The following is a 13498-nucleotide window of genomic DNA, read 5'->3' on the forward strand; positions in this document are numbered from 1 at the left end:
TTAAATGTCTTATTGTTCAAGGAATATAATGACGAGAACTATTGCTTAGTTCTCGCTACGCTCGAACAGTAATTCCGGTTTTATAGATCGAGTTTTATAGATCTAATTGGTAGACTTGGGAGCCGGACATCACCCAGAAAGAGCCGATCTTTTCATCGACAAAAATTTTACTGGGATTAGTAATCCCGCTAAAGGCGTATTGCTTGCGGTATTTGCCGTCTTTATCAAAAGCGATCACGCGGGAATTAGCCGCATCTAATACGTACAGCCCATTGGTATTCCAGCTGGCATAAATATCAGTAATAGTATTGATAATTCCGGTATGCTCAGGAACATTTTTCAGACTATATTCTACTTTTACTCCCTGAACATATTTATTTACCACACCGTTAATTAGGAGGTACATATCACCATCAATGGCAAAAGTGGTAGCTCCGGCTAAGCTGATAGTTGAATTGTCTTCAAAGAAAGACGCAATCTTGGTGTAACCATCTACGGTTTTTTGATATTTCCAAATCTGGTTATTATCCGGATCCAGGAAATAAAGCTTAGTAGTGTAGGCAATTACGTCGATAGCGTTATTCCAAGTTCCGCTATCTAAATTAGCGGCGCTCATCCGGTTATCCGAAAGCTCTAAGCCATAAATCCCCGGGGGAGTGGTGTAGATGACCAGGCCGCTATCGGTGGGGGCGCCCAGTTTGATCTTTTTCTCATTACTGACTAAAGAATTGATAATCCCTACCTCGTTGCGGGTGTAATTGTATTTGTAAACTTTATTGTAATCGACATCGTAAGTATAAATATCTTCGCCGACAGCGAAAAAGTTATTCACGTTGACCTTGGGCGTTTTACTACCGGAGGTTTCTAGCTGACTGGCGATGCTAGCAAAATCAACTGTCACTCTGGGGTTGGCATAACGCGTGACTTTATTGATGTCATCTAATTGGCCTTTGACTTCCGCCAACACCCCGAGAGCATCCTGTTTGGTCGTGTCGTGTTTGGTGGCCGCTTCCGCCAGGGCATAGGCTTCCGCGAGCAAAGAATTAGCCTGAGCCGTATCTTCGTAAATCAGCGCCGCTTTGGCGGCATCGCGTTTTTGAATAGCGCTGTCTAAAGAGGCGATGGCAGTTTTTTTACTTACCCGTTCGGTATTGCTGCTGGCTAAAGCCAGAGTAGAAGCAACTAATACGATAGCCAATACGCCTACGGAGATCAGTAAGATCCGGTTGCCGTTTTTCTGTTTTTTGATTTGATTCACCCAATAACTCACCGAACTGAAGACGAGATCTACCACCGCTACTATTACCAGCCAAGCGTATTTAAAGTAGCGCATCACGGCATTACTGGTTTTCTTCAGTTGAGGACTTTTAGCGGCTAATTTAGCCCTATTGGTAATATTAGTCAGATTATCGCCCAAACGGCCGTAGTCAACTTTGGGTAAATTAAATTTGGCAGTAGATAATTCCGGTCGGACAGGCTCTTCGTAGGCGGGCATTTCGGCAGTAATATCTAACTCCTGGGCCATTTCGCTGGCCCGAGCCCCCACGCTTTCACTGGTGTCCGCTTCGCGGACTACCTGAGTATGGAAACCTGCTTGAGGAGTTTTCCCCCAGAGGTTGTCGCTGATCGGTGCAGTCGGAGCTGCGCTCGGAACAAACTTTCTGCCATAATCCGATTCGGTATTGCCCACCCAGTTATCTTCCGGAGCCTCTTCTTCGTCAGTGGCCATCTCGGGAACGGAGAATTCGGCAATAATCACATTGGTTTTACTGATATCGCCTTCTTTCTCCAGTTGAGCAGCCAACTTGCGGGCGCCTTCGGCGGGACCGAAACTTTCAATAATCCGTTTTACCTTATCAATAGAAAAATAATACAGGAGTTCGGCGGTGCTGATAATAATCTTATCTCCTACCAGCAGGTCGCCTTCAATAATATTAGATAAAGTTTCCTCGGGGCGGGGCATTTCTCCTGGGGTATACATTTCAGCAGAAAGATGCATCATTTTACCGGCTCGCCAGAGGTGAATTTCGTTAGTACCCCGGTGCACGGCCAAAAGCTTGTCGCCAGCAATAACAGCGATAGTCACATTAGTTTTACCGATCCAGTCCTTTTCTCCTTCTTTGGCAATGGCGGCAAATTCTTCATTAGCTGCCTTGAGCGCACTCTCAAAGCTTTGACTGGGGTCTAAGGACAGGTCGCGGTAATATTCTTCTTTGATAATATCAATCAGATTATAGGCAATATCAGGGGTCAGAGGAGAGGCGCTACTAATATCGATCACAAAATAGAGGCTGCCATGCCGTTGTTCTTCTGCTAAATCAGGCCGATAGACTAGGGCAGTAGAAAATCCGCTCGCCGACGGGCTTTTAGATAAAACCTTGCCGATCTTAACGGCATATTTTGGTTTTGTGGCTGTAACTTTGAAATCTACCATTAACCTTTGGTTATCAAAGTTATTATAGACTACTAGCCGTAAACTTGGCAATCAAAGCTGTGAATAAGTTTTGGGAAGAAACAGAACAATAGTATATCCTATAAAGAGAGATGAGCTACTACGAAATCAAGCGAATCGGGATTGCAGCAGGGGGATTATTAATTTGTACAATGATTGGCTGGTGGCTGCATCCGTATTTTGCTGGACTAAAAGAAATTCAGCCAGTTATTTTCCAATTGGGTATTTGGCAAATTCGCTGGTACGGCGTTTTAATGGCAAGCGCAGTAGTGCTGGCTCTCTTAGGTCTTAGTCGCTTAGCCAAAGCGACGATATGGGAACCGCATATTTTAGGTTTAGTGACTAGCGCAGTCGGCGGAGGTATTATCGGCGCTCGTTTATTATTTGTAATTTTGAAATGGTCAGAATTTGCCTCTACGCCGCTGGAAATATTTAATTTGCCGGGCGGTGGTTTAAGTATTCATGGAGCTTTATTGGGAGGAGCTGTGATGATGTTTTGGTATTGCCGAGCGCATCAACTATCTTTTGGAGCAGCGGCTGATATGATTGTCCCCTGGGTGGCTTTGGGGCAAATGATTGGCCGATTCGGTAATTTTTTTAATCAAGAAGCTTTTGGGGGTCCGACTAGTAGCCCATGGAAAATGTGGATAACGCCAGCACTGCGGCCGGAGGCCTGGCAAAATTATAGTTGGTTCCACCCGACTTTTTTATATGAAAGCATTGGGTTGCTGATAGTTCTGTTAATTTTGTTAATTGCTCAACGCAAACAGCTGCCGGCGGGAACGGTGGCCTTCGTTTATACCGGGGCTTATTCGGTGCTGAGATTCGGCATCGAATTTTTCCGTATCGATAGCGATAAGTGGGGGAACCTGACAGTCGCCCAATGGGGCAGTCTAGTTATTATACTCATCAGCCTGATTGGTGGTTTAATATTAAGGTATAGTAGTCGACCTAAATTATGATCAATACTCTCTTAGTAATCCTTAGTTTGATCAGCTTAGCCACCCTGGGGGCATTGGTTTGGGTATTAAAGCGTCTGTCGGCCAAACAGCCTGATACTAGCCCAGCGGTAAATCAGAGCTTAGATGCGCTACTCCGGGATACGCGGGATCTGAGGGTAGATCAAAAGTTAATTCGCGAATCGAGCCATACGCTCAATCAAGACCTGAGGAGTTTAGCGGATCTATTACAGCAGTTCAAAATTCGCCAAGAGGAGCGCAATCACCGCGAAGAAGAATATACTTCGTCCATCAAAGATTCTATTAAAGGCATTGAGCACCTGTTTAAAGGGTCGAAATCCAAAGGTATGGCCGGAGAAAACATTTTACGGGAGATCTTTAAAATTTTCCCACCCGAGCTGATCGTGTTTGATTACAAAGTAGAAGGCCGCCCCGTCGAATTTGGCTTGAAACTTCCGGATGGCCGGATTGTGCCGATGGATTCCAAAGTAGTGGCGCTGGAAGAAATGAACCAATTAGTGACGGAAAATAACGAGGACACTCGGCAAAAACTAATCAAAAAAATTGAAACCGAGGTCATGAAAAAAATCAAAGAAGTAGCCGAGTATGTCCATCCGCCCATCACGTGGGACCGGGCCTTGATGATGGTGCCAGACGCCATCTATTCCATCTTGAAAGAATCGTTCACCCGAGCTTACAGTCAATCGGTCATTTTAATTCCTTTCAGTATGGCCGTGCCGTATATTTTGACTTTTCTCGATCTGCATAAAAAAACTTTAGCGACCTACGATGAGCAGCAAGTACACGCTTTTCTGGAAGATCTGGACAGGGCATTAGGAGAAATGGATACTGTCTTGGAAAACCAAATTGCTCGGGGCAATACGATGATCGGTAATGCTTACACCGAATACAAAAAAATTGTCGGGAAAGTGCGGGGACGGATGACCTATTTGGCCGAAGCAGAAAAACCGCAACTACTGAAATCGACCGCACCCAAAGAAGAACCCGAATTAGTTAAACAGCCTTAATGGATAAAGAACTCGAGCTCAATAAAAAACATTTTGTTACTCTGATATCGTTAGTAGTCGGGTTGGTGGCAATCGGCATACTGGGTTATATGGTGATCGAGAAATGGAGCTTTTTGGAAGCCTTGTACATGGTGGTAATTACTTTAGCCACCGTTGGCTATAAAGAGATCCATCCTTTAAGCACAGCCGGAACGATCTTTACTATTCTCCTGATTGTCTTTGGTATAGTTACCCTATACTATGTAGTTAGGGTGGTAGGGGAATATGTCTTGATGAGCCGGTTTGACGAAAAATATAAACTTAAGCAAATGAAAGCACAAATTCAAAGCTTGGTCGGACATCACATCGTATGCGGTTATGGCCGGGTGGGCAGTAAAGTTGCCCGCGAGTTGGCCAAAGAGAATACGCCGGTAGTGGTGGTGGAAGGTGATCCCGAAATGGCTGCCATTTGCCGTCAGCAAGGTTTTCTCTGTGTAGAAGGAGATGCTACCACCGAAGCCGCTTTGCTGGAAGCCGGTTTGATGAATGCCAAAGCGCTGATCTCTGCCTTAGGAAAAGATAGCGACAATATTTTGGTAGTCATTACCGCCAGAACTTTACAGAGCAACGTTTTTATCGTGGCGAAAGCCAATCATGACGAAGCGGTAGACAAGTTACTCCGCGTGGGCGCTAACCGGGCAGTTTCGCCTTATCAAATTAGCGCTTTTCGGATGGCGACTTTCTCTCTGCATCCGGGAGTGGCTGATTTTGTCGATAATGTGTTTGATCTCAAAAATAGCGAAATCCAAATCACGGATATGACAGTCGGCTCTGCATCGCAGCTGGTCGGACGTCCTCTAGAAGCCTTTTTAGCTAATCGAAAATCGGGAGTGTCAGTATTAGTCATCAATCGGCAAGATGGCCATGCGATTATTAATCCGTTAGGGGACACAGTAATTCAAACTGGAGACAGATTGATTTTGATGGGTATCCGTGCGAATCTAGAAGCCGTGGAAAAATTAATTCATTAGTCCTTCGGCTAGCTCAGGATAAATTAACAAATTAATTTAGAGGTAAATATGAGCGATCACTATAGTCCAGAATTTATTAGTGCCCAGCGCGAAGCGCTATTGAAAGAAAAGGAACGGCTGGAACGGGAAATTAAAGATGTCGCTTTTTTTGATGAGAGCCAAGGCCGGTATGTGCCCAAGTACGAAGAAACTAGTCCGGGGGAAACTGAGTCTACCGATGAAGCTAGCGACGAAACTACTACCTTTGGCGAGAATACGGCAATGGCCGACAGTCTGATCAAATCTCTCAATGAAGTTTTGAGTGCTCTCAAAGATATCGAGGCCAACAAATACGGTTATTGCGAGAATTGCGGTGAATATATTTCCGAAGACCGCCTCCAGGCCTATCCGGCAGCCAAAACCTGCATTAAGTGCGAATAAAACTGATGCGAGAATGGATTATTAGATTGATTGTGGCACTGATCACCACAGTTTTACTGGTGAGTTTAGATCAGTGGACTAAAGCTTTAGCTGGTCTAATAAAGTTTTGGAACGGAGGAGGATTAAGACTAGTCTGGTATGAGAATCCTGGCATTGCTTTTAGTATTAATTTGCCTATGCCACTGGCAGGCATACTGATGGCCATATTATTATTAGTATTATTAGGACTATGGCTGCGGGCCCGCGGAAAAATAAACGGTTATCAATTAGGATTATTGCTGGCCATCGGCGGGGGGGCGAGTAATCTGTGGGATAAGATTCAGTTAGGATTTGTGAGGGATTTTATTTCTCTTTGGTGGCTGCCCATTTTTAATTTAGCGGATGTTTGTATTTTTATTGGAGTAATCATGATTATTTTGGGAGTTATTTATGGCGAACGACATCAAAAAATTTAGATTTACGGTTAAATCTGGAGCCGGCGAACGTTTAGATACTTGGTTATCACAAAAAATTCCGCAGTACTCCCGGAATTTCTTAGCCAAAGAGATTAAGGCCGGCCGGGTCTGGTTAGGAGGCCGTTCCGCTCAAGTCAAAAGTGTAGTCAAAGCCGGACAGAGCGTCGTGGCCGAATTGCAACTCCCGCGCACCGAGATTATGCCGGAGAAAATCGACCTAGACATCATCTACCAGGATAAAGATCTGGTAGTAGTTAATAAACCAGCCGGACTGGTAGTGCACCCGGCCGGCAAGCATCTGACTGGAACGTTGGCTAATGCCCTGAAACACCGATTTGATACTTTTTATTTAGTACATCGATTAGATAAAGACACTTCCGGAGTGTTATTAGTGGCTCTAAATCAAGTTACCAAAAATTGGCTGACTAAACTATTCGAAAAACGCCAAATTAAAAAAACTTATTTGGCACTGCTAACTGGTAAAATCACTCCCCAGGAAGCTTATCTGGATTTGCCGATCAAGCGCGGGCAGTCTGGCAGATTCGAAGCGTTGGCGGGGGGGCGGGCAGCCAAAAGCCATTATCGAGTAAAAGAATATCTGCCCGGATTCAGTTTGGTAGAAGTATTTCCGGAAACTGGGCGGACCCATCAGATCCGGGTACATTTTCAGGCCCTCCGTCACCCTGTCGCCGGAGATACCATGTATGGGAGAGGAGAGCGGGGGTTGAATCGGCAATTTTTACACGCTCATAAAATTGAATTTAACGACTCTCATGGGCAACTCAGGTCTTATACCGCCCCTTTACCCAAGGACCTAAGTAATTTCTTAAAAAACTTGTCTCGTTAGATATGAAAAATAAACTGACTAACAAATTAGTAGTGTTTACGGGACCATCGGCAGTCGGGAAAGATACGGTCGAAGTGGAAGTAATGAAATACTTGCCTTTAAAGAAAGTGATCACCACTTGCACCAGATCTCCGCGGCCCGGTGAAAAACGGGGAGTGGATCGGCATTTTGTAACCAAGACTCGGTTCCGGGAAATGATCAAAAACAATTTGTTGATCGAACATAATTATTTCAGTGGAAGTTATTACGGTACCCAGTGGAAAGATATGCGCAAACCTGCCACGGAAGGTTATGTGGCGCTTTTGGATGTGGATCCTAACGAAGCGAATAATATCCAAAAACGCAATCCGGATGCGCTGGTTATTTTCTTAAAAGCTGAATCGTTAAATGTTTTAAAAAAGCGCCTGATCGCGCGCGGGGGGACAGTGGATGAAATCGCCGATCGGCTGCAGCTCGCTAAAGAGGCGATGAAAAAAGAAAATGCTTTTGCTTATAGCGTAGTGAACAAGGAAGGCCACTTGGACGAAACCGTCCGCCTAGTTAAAAAAATTATCCGTAATTATTTAGGAATATGATAGATTTTCTTTATTTAGTCAATCGTTCTTTGAGGATGTTTACAGCTATGCCATGGGCAGGGTGGGGCTGGTTAGGCTTTTTGTTTTGGGTGCCTCCAATTATTTTTGCATTGTATGCGTGCAAGTATACCAAATTTTTTTATCGAATGAATTTCTGGTTAAGATTAGTATTGATTACGGTCATAGTAGTTTTTATTATCAGTTTATTTGCCGCGATGATTGGATTGTCATTCGGCGGTTTTAGTGGAATTATTGGTTTCGTGGTTCTTCTGATTTCACCATTTTATATGATTAAAGCCGTCCAGGGATATCCTTGGACAATAAAATTACTTAGTTTCTTCGTGACGATTTTGGTTGTGTTAGAAGCAATTGCAATCGGGTTTCTTTTTGGAGCGCAATAGCGCTGAACGTTTAGGTTTGTAGTTTTACTTCGGCAGTAGTCAGAGCATCGATAATCGGGTCCAAATTCCCGGCCAGAATAGTTTCGATATGGTGCCAGCTTTGATTGATGCGATGATCAGTGATTCGATCCTGCGGGAAATTGTAAGTCCGGATTTTTTCGCTGCGATCTCCCGTGCCAATCTGGGAGCGGCGCTCTGCGCCGCGGGCTTTGGCTTTAGCTTCCTGTTCTGCATCCAAAATCCGTGAGCGCAATACCGCCATTGCCTTTTCTCTATTTTGAGTTTGCGATCTTTCGGTTTGACAGCTGGCGACGATGCCGGTGGGGAGGTGGGTAATCCGCACAGCCGAGTCAGTCGTGTTGACGGATTGACCGCCCTTACCGGAAGAACGGAACACATCTACGCGGAGATCTTCCGGGCGAATGACTACATCGACGGATTCAGCCAAAGGCAATACTGCCACAGTGGCTGCGGAAGTATGAATGCGCCCCTTGGCTTCAGTAGCGGGAACGCGCTGGACGCGATGGACACCCATTTCCCAGCGCAGTTTTCTGAATACATCCGTGCCATCAATCTGCAAGGTCACTTCTTTATATCCGCTGCCGTCTTCGGTAGTACTTTCATCTAATATATATATCTTCCAGCCTTCCTTGGCCGCATAACGGGTATACATTCTAAATAAATCTCCCGCAAAAATAGCCGCCTCATCTCCGCCGGTGCCGGCCCGAATTTCCATAATCACGTTTTTTTGCAGTTCAGCGTTTTGGGGATTCAAGAGATCAGCTAGTTTTTGCGTCAGTTCTATTTTTTGTTGATCCAGCTGAACTGATTCATCTTTAGCCACCTGAGCTAATTCGGTATCGTCCCCAGACATCATCTCGGCGTTATCAAGGAGTTGTCGCTCGATTTTTTCTAGCTGCTGTTGAATATCCAAAATCTTCTCGATCTGGGATTTGCGCTGGCTGAGAGTTTTTATATCACCCGGCGACAGACTGGCCACATTTTCGAGTTTGCCGATAATCTCTTCGAGCTCTTGTCGTAAGTTTTGTATAGTCTGACCCATAGTTTAATTATACAGTTCTGAAGTTAATAAAAAATTGTCATTCCGACCGAAGCCTCGCCCAAGGCGGGCGAAGTGGAGGAATCTGCAAGATCCCTCGACTAGGCTCGGGATGACAAAAATGATAATTATATTATTAGGCTCTGGTTTTTTTCGCTGGAGCTTTCTTAGCCACAGCTTTAGCCGCCCGCTCGCGGAATTTTTCTACCCGGCCAGCTTTATCGATAAATTTCTGTTTACCGGTGTAGAGGGGATGGCAAGCCGAACAGACTTCAGTCGAAATGCTTTCTACTGTAGAACCGACTTCCATCACGTTGCCGCAGGCGCAGGTGATCTTAGCTTTCGGATAATACTTGGGGTGAATGTCTTTTTTCATAGTAAGGATATTTTAATAGGAGTAGATATTTTTTTCAAGAGGAAAAAGGGAAGGGCTGCTGATGCAGCCCCTGTCAGATTTTTCGAGACTTATGCTTAGTCGTAGGGCCAGCTGAGTTTATCGTTTCCACAGGTGGCAGATTCGTAGGCGGCCCTTTGGGCTCGTGTCAGAGGATCATCATTATCAGTACCCCTCGTTGGGTTACTGTGGACCCTGACAACATTGGGCCTTCTTTTAGGTCGCGGAGATTTAGATTTGTCCTGTTTGGTCAGGACATCTTTGTCTCCGCCCTTCTTCTTGGGCGGTTTTGGCAATAGTCTCCTCCTTCATAGATTGGTGGGAAGGAGCAAGAAGCTCCTTTCCTACCGCTCTCTCAACTCAATCAATACTAATGTACAACCTTCTTACGGCCAATTTGACCTTGTGCTTCTATTTTAATCATAAAAATAATGAATTAGCAAGTTTCATTGGGCTAGATTAGTTAAAATTGGTTAGACCAGATCTGAATTGACATTTTTCTTTCTTTGTAGTATAATGATTTAATATGATTGAAGAGGTAATTAAAGATTAAAACCAAAATCCATATGGTAAGCAACTTTAATCCCAGTAATAATGCCCCGGTTCCGATGAGCAATAGCCAGCTTCCCTGGTATAAAAGCCAGACTATGAAAGCCTATCTATTGGTTATTGGGATTATCGGGGTAATTTTAATTGTCTTGTTCAGTAATCAGATTGGAAACCTTCTGAACTGGCTGGCTTCCCAGGCTGCCCTAGAAAGCAACACTATTGACCTGACCTTCGACCAAGGTAATTTTGCTAATTCTGGTTATACTGCTCAAAGATATGACCCAGGTTCTGATACTTGGATAGCAGATGATAATTCTGTCACCGTGGATAACACTAATCGGCTTATCTTGAATCCATAATCAACAGTCCCTCCGATAAAAAACAAAAACAAAAATAAATTATGGAAGAGATTATTAACAAATTAAGTCAAGCCGTTAAAACCGCTACACCCAAGCGCAATTGGGGCGTGCCCATTGCTATCTTGTCAGCTTTCGCGTTGATAGGGGTGGGGATGTATTACGGGTATTTTGAAACTTTGTTCCATGGCGCCAAAGCCGCCAGTACTTTTACGTTTGATTTTGATAATGAGAATGATTATAATATCAGCCCGAATGTCACCGTCCGGGGCGGATATGCCATGAATGATCTGGTGTATACAGCAGCAGAATCAGGCTTGAATGATATCCCATCCTTTACCGACATACTAGCCGCTGGTCCGCTCGGTGACAATATTATAGCCTTGGTCAGTCAGCCCAACCAGATTCTTCACAGTAGCGATGCTGGAGCCAACTGGGCGACGATTGCGCATCCCAGTAACCCTTCTATTATTTGGCAGAAAATGATCAATGGTGTACTTTTGCAACCCAACAAACGGATTTATTTTTTCGGGCATACGGCTGATTCTAATTCTATTGGCAGATTTACTTATGCTCAATGTGAACTGGCTAATCAGGCAGCTTGTATAGATCCTTTTACTCAACCTGAGCCGCAATGGTCGTGGACTGTTTCTGCGCTGGGAGTGCCCAATCTGGTATCATTTGGTGATGCTTATACTAACAATATTAATATATGGGCAGGTGCTTCTGTCGTAGACCCTGTTAATCCCGCCACCACGAATGGGTGGGTTTACAGTGCCGACAAGAATCTAAGTAGTGGCTCTGTCACCAGTGTAGAGTTACTTGGTACTACCGCAGTCAATGACATTATGGCCGCGGGCCAGTACCAGACTATTGATAGGTATGCCGCTGTTACCAGCAGATTAAGCGGTAGAACGGGCATTTGGTACACCGAAAATAATGATGGCATCTGGAAAGAAGCCACGCTTGATCCAACCGATTCATTTAGTCATTTATCGGTTTATTCCTTAACTAAAGATGGTGCTGGTTATATTTATGCTACAACTGACAGAAGTTATATCCTAAAGTCTACTATTCCAAACGGCACGGAATTCAAGAGGACAGCCAACACTGATGTGATCGGCGCCCCCATGGAAGGGGCTTATTATGCAATAGTCCATGACGACAATCTTTTAGTGTTTGACAAAAGTGGCCGGGTGTATCGCGCAGTTGATTACAACTCTGCCACTGGATTCACTAAATTAATAGAAAGTAATACCCCGTTTGCCACTGGTGGGACTAATTTTGAAGTCGCCGATAGTGACTACCCGTTATTATTCGGCAATTATTTGTACTTGGCAGTTAACAATCTCTCCAATAACACGAGCGCTTTTCTAAGATCTGTCTATGCCGGCTATCAGTTCCCGGCTAATCCATTTAATCGCACGGTAGTAAACACAGTCGGGATTAATTATACCAGCCTGTCTTCTTTCGATGCGGTTGTGCCATTGTCTAGTAACGGTAACCCAAGATTCCGGCTCAAGAATTATGCTGCCGGTCAATGGAGATACTACGATACGGTTAACAATGTTTGGAGCGTGTCTTCCAGCCAAGGTGATGGGGGAAGCAATACCGCCCAAGAAATCAATGCTCATATTGGCACATTTGCCCAGGAATTTGGTCAAGGCAAACTGTTTATAGAAACGATTCTAAGTCCGAAAGATTCGGAACTAGGTTTGGTCCCGTATATATTGGACAGTGTCACTGTAAATTACGAAGCCAATTATTTTAATATTGAGAGCGTGGTTCCGAATTCCGGCCCTGTGGCAGGTGGAAATACAGTTAATATTAACGGAACTGATCTTAACGAGCAGACCAGAGTAAAATTTGGCAGCCACTATTCGCCAAATGTGAATTTTATTGATAGCACTCATTTGACTGCCGTGGTCCCCGCCAGTACTTTACCGGGTGATAAGACCGGTTGGGTAGACGTTAGCATCTTAGATGAGAATACGGATTTTACTTATCAAAAGACTCTCTCTGGCACTAATGGGTATCATTACACTGCTTATACTGTGGGCAGTATTGAAATCTCTGATGTGCCGGAATATACGGCTCTCAATCAAGCATTTAATTTGACAGTGACTGTGTACGACAGCAATCATCAGGTTTTAAGCAACTTTGATAACGAGACAATCAGAATCATGATTGACAATAACGATGATGGTATTCCGGACACCGATGATGGTGGGTTGTTAAGTCCGAGCATTATCCAACCGGTAGATCTTGGCCCTACTGGCTGGGTTAATGGTAGCCAGACGGGACAATTTACAATTAGTGTAGCTAACCTACCCCAGCCGCCAGGGCCCACCCCCGGGTTTTCGCAGCACACCATTGTGGCGACGTATAGTCCGACTATCTCTGATTCGGCCACAACTATCACGGTAGATGTGGAGGATGATACTATTCCTGTTGATCATTTTGACGTAACGGTGCCATTGTTTGGAGTGAAGAACACCAACTTTCCAATTAGAGTAGAAGCCAAAACCATTCAAGATTTGGTTAAAACTAATTTTGTCCCTGCCACTGGCAATCCAGTCAGAATTTATGCGGATGGCAACGCTGATGGTATAGACGATGGCGTTATTCAACCCACTACGATCGGAGTGATTAATGAAAGCGGCGAATGGCTAAATGGTGTGGCCAGCTTTGATGCCTATCAGATTAGTGTGGCGGATACTTACACTATCGAGGCTAATTACATCCTGTCGCCTGTCGATATTATCAGCGGCACTGCCACTATCAACATTTCAGGTAGTAGTCAGCAATTACCCCCTCAAATTAGCAGTGTAGACCCCACCGAGGGTCCGATAACCGGAGGCACTGCAGTTATAATTTCTGGCAGCAATTTTGGCACAGCGGCGGGGCCGACTACCGATCCTACTATAGTTAGGTTCGGCGGGGTAGATGCTACGAATGTAGTTGTGCATAGTACTGAAATGATTACAGCAGA

13 protein-coding genes are annotated in these 13498 nt (G+C 44.6%); 10 read left to right on the forward strand and 3 right to left on the reverse strand.

Going from position 1 to position 13498, the window contains the following annotated elements; all coding sequences use genetic code 11:
* Nucleotides 1-94: 94 nt before the first annotated feature.
* Complete coding sequence (locus WC805_03280; GenBank protein ID MFA5967500.1) at nt 95-2434, reverse strand: hypothetical protein; 2340 nt, start codon at nt 2432-2434, stop codon at nt 95-97.
* 110 nt (nt 2435-2544) lie between these two features.
* Here WC805_03280 and lgt point away from each other — a divergent pair, with 110 nt between their 5' ends.
* The 8 genes from lgt to WC805_03320 all read left to right on the forward strand — a co-directional run bounded on the left by lgt (nt 2545) and on the right by WC805_03320 (nt 8147).
* Nucleotides 2545-3414, forward strand: a complete 870-nt coding sequence (gene lgt / locus WC805_03285) for a prolipoprotein diacylglyceryl transferase (GenBank protein MFA5967501.1) — start codon at nt 2545-2547, stop codon at nt 3412-3414.
* Nucleotides 3411-4439: a DNA recombination protein RmuC gene (gene rmuC / locus WC805_03290; GenBank protein MFA5967502.1), complete on the forward strand. Its 1029-nt coding sequence runs from the start codon at nt 3411-3413 to the stop codon at nt 4437-4439. The genes lgt and rmuC overlap by 4 nt, the downstream gene beginning before the upstream one ends.
* Nucleotides 4439-5449, forward strand: a complete 1011-nt coding sequence (locus WC805_03295) for a potassium channel protein (protein MFA5967503.1) — start codon at nt 4439-4441, stop codon at nt 5447-5449. Before rmuC ends, WC805_03295 begins: the two co-directional genes overlap by 1 nt.
* A gap of 48 nt (nt 5450-5497) precedes the next feature.
* Nucleotides 5498-5869 (forward strand): TraR/DksA family transcriptional regulator, encoded by a 372-nt coding sequence (locus WC805_03300; GenBank protein MFA5967504.1) that lies wholly within the window; start codon nt 5498-5500, stop codon nt 5867-5869.
* A 5-nt stretch (nt 5870-5874) separates the two neighbouring features.
* A complete protein-coding gene (locus WC805_03305) occupies nt 5875-6324 on the forward strand; it encodes a signal peptidase II (protein MFA5967505.1) in 450 nt (149 codons plus the stop codon).
* Nucleotides 6299-7171 carry an RluA family pseudouridine synthase gene (locus tag WC805_03310; protein ID MFA5967506.1) on the forward strand — a complete coding sequence of 291 codons (873 nt, stop codon included), beginning with the start codon at nt 6299-6301 and terminating at the stop codon, nt 7169-7171. The genes WC805_03305 and WC805_03310 overlap by 26 nt, the downstream gene beginning before the upstream one ends.
* A 2-nt stretch (nt 7172-7173) precedes the next feature.
* Nucleotides 7174-7746, forward strand: a complete 573-nt coding sequence (locus WC805_03315; GenBank protein MFA5967507.1) for a hypothetical protein — start codon at nt 7174-7176, stop codon at nt 7744-7746.
* A gap of 146 nt (nt 7747-7892) precedes the next feature.
* Nucleotides 7893-8147, forward strand: coding sequence for a hypothetical protein (locus tag WC805_03320; protein MFA5967508.1), 255 nt, complete (start codon nt 7893-7895; stop codon nt 8145-8147).
* Between the two features lie 10 nt (nt 8148-8157).
* Here WC805_03320 and prfA read toward each other — a convergent pair whose 3' ends face one another.
* Entirely contained in the window at nt 8158-9210 is a 1053-nt protein-coding gene (prfA, locus tag WC805_03325; GenBank protein MFA5967509.1) for a peptide chain release factor 1, read from the reverse strand.
* Between the two features lie 133 nt (nt 9211-9343).
* Nucleotides 9344-9583 (reverse strand): 50S ribosomal protein L31, encoded by a 240-nt coding sequence (rpmE, locus tag WC805_03330; GenBank protein ID MFA5967510.1) that lies wholly within the window; start codon nt 9581-9583, stop codon nt 9344-9346.
* A gap of 665 nt (nt 9584-10248) precedes the next feature.
* On the opposite strand from rpmE, the gene WC805_03335 reads away from it, so the two are divergent.
* Together WC805_03335 and WC805_03340 are read left to right on the forward strand one after the other, a co-directional pair.
* Nucleotides 10249-10509 carry a hypothetical protein gene (locus WC805_03335; GenBank protein ID MFA5967511.1) on the forward strand — a complete coding sequence of 87 codons (261 nt, stop codon included), beginning with the start codon at nt 10249-10251 and terminating at the stop codon, nt 10507-10509.
* 41 nt (nt 10510-10550) lie between these two features.
* A partial coding sequence (locus tag WC805_03340; protein MFA5967512.1) for an IPT/TIG domain-containing protein occupies nt 10551-13498 on the forward strand: 2948 nt, incomplete at its 3' end.

It is taken from the genome of Patescibacteria group bacterium (genome assembly GCA_041659905.1).
Classification (GTDB): Bacteria; Patescibacteriota; Kazan-3B-28; order Kazan-3B-28; family UBA10110; genus UBA10110.

Bases quoted from the DNA above. Each gene is read 5' to 3' on its own strand.
- WC805_03305 (MFA5967505.1), top strand. From the start codon at position 5,875: ATGCGAGAATGGATTATTAGATTGATTGTGGCACTGATCACCACAGTT.
- WC805_03335 (MFA5967511.1), top strand. From the start codon at position 10,249: ATGAAAGCCTATCTATTGGTTATTGGGATTATCGGGGTAATTTTAATT.
- WC805_03320 (MFA5967508.1), top strand. From the start codon at position 7,893: ATGAATTTCTGGTTAAGATTAGTATTGATTACGGTCATAGTAGTTTTT.
- WC805_03295 (MFA5967503.1), top strand. From the start codon at position 4,439: ATGGATAAAGAACTCGAGCTCAATAAAAAACATTTTGTTACTCTGATA.
- WC805_03310 (MFA5967506.1), top strand. From the start codon at position 6,299: ATGGCGAACGACATCAAAAAATTTAGATTTACGGTTAAATCTGGAGCC.
- prfA (MFA5967509.1), bottom strand. From the start codon at position 9,210: ATGGGTCAGACTATACAAAACTTACGACAAGAGCTCGAAGAGATTATC.
- lgt (MFA5967501.1), top strand. From the start codon at position 2,545: ATGAGCTACTACGAAATCAAGCGAATCGGGATTGCAGCAGGGGGATTA.
- WC805_03280 (MFA5967500.1), bottom strand. From the start codon at position 2,434: ATGGTAGATTTCAAAGTTACAGCCACAAAACCAAAATATGCCGTTAAG.
- WC805_03300 (MFA5967504.1), top strand. From the start codon at position 5,498: ATGAGCGATCACTATAGTCCAGAATTTATTAGTGCCCAGCGCGAAGCG.
- rmuC (MFA5967502.1), top strand. From the start codon at position 3,411: ATGATCAATACTCTCTTAGTAATCCTTAGTTTGATCAGCTTAGCCACC.
- rpmE (MFA5967510.1), bottom strand. From the start codon at position 9,583: ATGAAAAAAGACATTCACCCCAAGTATTATCCGAAAGCTAAGATCACC.
- WC805_03315 (MFA5967507.1), top strand. From the start codon at position 7,174: ATGAAAAATAAACTGACTAACAAATTAGTAGTGTTTACGGGACCATCG.